Source organism: Ruegeria lacuscaerulensis, assembly GCF_013031245.1.
Taxonomy (GTDB): Bacteria; Pseudomonadota; Alphaproteobacteria; order Rhodobacterales; family Rhodobacteraceae; genus Ruegeria; species Ruegeria lacuscaerulensis_C.
In genome coordinates this window covers 1-4,472 of record NZ_WPZL01000081.1, presented here as the reverse complement: position 1 = coordinate 4,472, position 4,472 = coordinate 1, and the positions used below count along the sequence as shown (strand labels likewise).

The window sequence follows — 4,472 nt, the reverse complement described above, 5'->3', positions numbered from 1 at the left end:
AAACGCACGCCGTTGTACGACTTGCATGTTGAGTTGGGTGGTAAGATGGTTGATTTTGCTGGATGGGAGATGCCTGTTCAGTATCCGTTGGGGATCATGGGAGAGCATAAGCAGTGTCGTGAGAAGGCGGCGGTGTTTGATGTGTCTCATATGGGTCAGGTGATCCTGCGGGGCGAGAACGTGGGCGAGAAGCTTGAGGCGATCTGCCCGCAGGCCTATGCGACGCTGAAGGACGGCAAGGCGCGGTACGGGTTCTTTACCAACGCGGACGGCGGGATCATGGATGACCTGATCGTGTCGAATGCGGGCGATCATTATTTTGTGGTGGTGAACGCGGCGCTGCGGCATCAGGACATTCCGCATATGCAAGCCAATCTGGACGGGGTTGAAGTGACCGAGATCTTCGACCGTGCCCTGGTGGCGGTGCAGGGTCCTGCGGCCGAGGATGTGGTGGGCGCGCTGTGCCCCGCCGCGCGGGAGCTGACCTTCATGGAAACCACCGTGGCCCCGATCATGGGTGTCGACTGCCGCATCTCGCGGCTGGGCTATACCGGCGAGGACGGGTACGAGATCTCGATCCCCGAGGACAAGGCCGTCGAGATCACACGGGCGTTTCTGGCGCATGAGGATTGCGAGCCTGCGGGTCTGGGCGCGCGCGACAGCCTGCGGCTGGAGGCGGGGCTGTGTCTGTATGGCAATGACATTGACCAGAGCACCTCGCCGATCGAGGCCAGCCTTGGCTGGGCGATTCAGAAGCGCCGCAAGGAAGAAGGCGGCTTTCCGGGGGCGGAGCGCGTGCAGAAGGAGTTGGCCGAAGGTCCGGCGCGCAAGCTGGTGGGCATCAAGCCCGAGGGCCGCGCACCGGCGCGTCAGGGCGTGGAAGTCCAGTGTGCCGAGGGCAACAGCATCGGTCAGATCACCTCGGGCAGTTTCGGCCCGACGGTCGGTGGCCCGGTTGCAATGGGCTATGTGTCCAAGGGCCATGGCGAGCCGGGCGAGAAGGTGAACCTGATCATCCGGGGCAAGGCGCAACCGGCCGAGATCGTGGCGCTGCCCTTCGTCAAACAGAATTACAAGCGTTGAAGTCAGGAGAGAGAAGACATGGCAACCTACTATTCCGAAGAGCATGAATGGCTGACCGTCGAGGGCGACACCGCCACGCTGGGCATCACCAAACATGCCGCCGATCAGCTGGGCGAAGTGGTGTTCGTCGAGCAGCAGGAAACGGGCGAAGAGTTCGAAAAGGGCGGTGAGATCGGGGTGATCGAATCCGTCAAGGCGGCCTCGGAACTCTATGCACCGGTCGATGGCGAGATCGTCGAGGTGAACGAGACGCTGGCCGACAATCCCGGTTCGCTGAACGAAGACCCCGAAGGCGAGGCCTGGATCTACAAGATCAAGATCGGCGATGCGTCACAGCTGGACGATCTGATGGATCTGGACGGCTACAAGGCCCTGATCGGCTGACCCTTTGACGGGTCCTCGCGCGGGCCCGTCCTTTCATCTGGAACATATCGGTCGGAGGCCTCTCGCGGTCTCCGCCGGACCTGACCTTTTCGACAGGAGCGCTGCAATGGCCTTCAAACTGACCGACTACGAAGCCTATGACTTCGCCAATCGCCGCCACATCGGCCCGTCGCCCACCGAGATGCGCGACATGCTCAAGGTGATCGGCTTCAAGACGCTGGACGAGCTGATCGACGCCACCGTTCCCCCCGCGATCCGGCGGGAAGAGCCGCTGGACTGGGGTCCGGCGATGACCGAGCGGGACGCGCTGTTCCATATGAAAGAGGTCGCGGGCAAGAACCAGGTTCTGACCTCGCTGATCGGTCAGGGCTATTACGGCACCACCACCCCGGCGCCGATCCTGCGCAACATCCTGGAAAACCCGGCCTGGTACACATCCTACTCGCCCTATCAGGCCGAGATCAGCCAGGGCCGTCTGGAGGCGCTGTTGAACTACCAGACCATGGTCAGCGACCTGACCGGTCTGGACGTGGCCAACGCCTCGCTGCTGGACGAAGCCACGGCGGCGGCCGAAGCGATGGCGATGGCCAAGCGCGGCGGCCGCTCCAAGGCCAACAACGCGGCCTTCTTTGTCGACAGGAACTGCCACCCGCAGACCATCGCGGTGATCAGGACCCGTGCGGAACCGATGGGGATCGAGGTGCAGGTGGGTGATCCGGATACGCTGGACGCGGGCGCGGTGTTTGGCGCCATCTTCCAGTATCCCGGCACCTATGGCCATGTGCGCGACTTCACCAAGGAAATCGCCGCGCTGCACGAACACAAGGCGATTGCCATCGTGGCCGCCGACATCCTGTCGCTGGCGCTGCTGAAATCCCCCGGCGAAATGGGTGCCGATATTGCGGTGGGATCGACCCAGCGCTTTGGCGTACCGATGGGCTTTGGCGGCCCGCACGCGGCCTACATGGCGACCAGCGACAAGCTCAAGCGGTCGATGCCGGGCCGGATCATCGGCGTGTCGGTCGACAGCCGTGGCAACAAGGCCTACCGCCTGGCGCTGCAGGCGCGCGAGCAGCATATCCGCCGCGAGAAGGCCAATTCGAACGTCTGCACCGCGCAGGCGCTGCTGGCGGTGATTGCCTCGATGTATGCGGTCTATCACGGCCCTGATGGCATCAAGGCGATCGCGCAGTCGGTGCACCGCAAGACCTCGCGCATGGCGGCCGGTCTGGAAGAGGCGGGCTTTGCCGTGGAACCGGAAGTGTTCTTCGACACCATCACGGTCGAGGTCGGCCACCTGCAGAACGTGGTGATGGAAGCGGCCGTGGCCCGCGGCGTCAACCTGCGCAAGGTGGGCGAGACGAAAGTGGGCATCAGCCTGGACGAACAGACCCGCCCGGAAACCATCGAGGCGGTCTGGGGCGCCTTCGGCATCGACCGCAAGGATGACAGCTCGAACAAGGTGTATCGCCTGCCGGATTACGCGCTGCGCGAAAGCGCCTATCTGACCCACGAGATCTTCCACAAGAACCGGGCCGAGGCCGAGATCACCCGCTATATGCGCCGTCTGGCCGACCGCGATCTGGCGCTGGACCGGGCGATGATCCCGCTGGGGTCCTGCACCATGAAGCTGAACGCAACGATCGAGATGATCCCGGTCACCTGGCCCGAGTTCGGCAACCTGCACCCGTTCGTGCCGGACGATCAGGCGCGCGGCTATCACGAGATGATCGACGATCTGAACGACAAGCTGTGCCAGATCACCGGCTATGACGCGATCTCGATGCAGCCCAATTCGGGCGCGCAGGGGGAATATGCCGGTCTGATGACCATCCGCAACTATCACGCGTCGCGCGGCGAAGGACATCGCAACATCTGCCTGATCCCGACCTCGGCGCATGGCACCAACCCGGCCACCGCCAACATGGTGGGCTACAAGGTTGTGCCGGTGAAATCGGATGACAACGGCAATATCGACGTCGCTGATTTCCGCGCCAAGGCCGAGGAGCATTCGGACAATCTTGCCGCCTGCATGATCACCTATCCCTCGACCCATGGCGTGTTCGAGGAAACCGTGCAGGAGGTCTGCCAGATCACCCATGATCACGGCGGTCAGGTCTATATCGACGGGGCGAACATGAACGCCATGGTCGGTCTGGCCCAGCCGGGCAAGATCGGCGGCGATGTCAGCCACCTGAACCTGCACAAGACCTTCTGCATCCCGCATGGCGGCGGCGGCCCCGGCATGGGTCCGATCGGCGTCAAGGCGCATCTGGAACCCTATCTGCCCGGCCACCCCGAGCTGAACCAGGCCATCGGCCCGGTTTCGGCGGCGCCTTTCGGGTCGCCCTCGATCCTGCCGGTCAGCTGGGCCTATCTGCTGCTGATGGGCGGCGCGGGTCTGACCCAGGCCACGAAAGTCGCGATCCTGAACGCCAACTACATCGCGGCGCGGCTCAAGGATGCCTATCCGGTCCTCTACACCTCCGAGACCGGGCGTGTGGCGCATGAATGCATCCTGGATACCCGCCCGCTGGCGGATGAGGGCAACGTGAGTGTGGACGACGTGGCCAAGCGCCTGGTCGATTCAGGCTTCCACGCGCCGACCATGTCCTGGCCGGTGGCCGGCACGCTGATGGTCGAACCCACGGAATCAGAACCCAAGGACGAGCTGGACCGCTTCTGCGACGCCATGCTGTCGATCCGGTCCGAGGCGCAGGACATCATCGACGGCAAGATCGACGCGGAGAACAACCCGCTGAAAAACGCCCCCCACACGGTGCGCGATCTGGTCGGCGAATGGGACCGCCCCTACACCCGCGAACAGGCCTGCTTCCCGCCGGGCTCGATGGGCGTCGACAAATACTGGTCCCCCGTCAACCGCGTCGACAACGCCTTCGGAGACCGAAACCTCGTCTGCACATGCCCGCCAATGTCAGAATACGAAGACGCCGCAGAATAACCACCACTCAAAAACAAAACCCCCCGCCGCTCCAGCGGCGGGG

Annotated in this window: 3 protein-coding genes; all 3 read left to right on the top strand. The window is 63.6% G+C overall.

Annotated elements, in window-relative coordinates; genetic code table 11:
• Positions 1-1,083 (top strand): glycine cleavage system aminomethyltransferase GcvT (gene gcvT / locus GOX66_RS25290; protein WP_170766650.1); only part of this gene is annotated, 1,083 nt, incomplete at its 5' end.
• Between the two features lie 18 nt (positions 1,084-1,101).
• Positions 1,102-1,467 carry a glycine cleavage system protein GcvH gene (gene gcvH, locus GOX66_RS25285; protein ID WP_170766648.1) on the top strand — a complete coding sequence of 122 codons (366 nt, stop codon included), beginning with the start codon at positions 1,102-1,104 and terminating at the stop codon, positions 1,465-1,467.
• Positions 1,468-1,573: 106 nt separating this feature from the next.
• Positions 1,574-4,429, top strand: a complete 2,856-nt coding sequence (gene gcvP / locus GOX66_RS25280) for an aminomethyl-transferring glycine dehydrogenase (protein ID WP_170766651.1) — start codon at positions 1,574-1,576, stop codon at positions 4,427-4,429.
• Positions 4,430-4,472 lie beyond the last annotated feature (43 nt).

Coding starts and splice junctions, on each gene's coding strand:
- gcvH (WP_170766648.1), top strand. CDS start 1,102: ATGGCAACCTACTATTCCGAAGAGCATGAATGGCTGACCGTCGAGGGC.
- gcvP (WP_170766651.1), top strand. CDS start 1,574: ATGGCCTTCAAACTGACCGACTACGAAGCCTATGACTTCGCCAATCGC.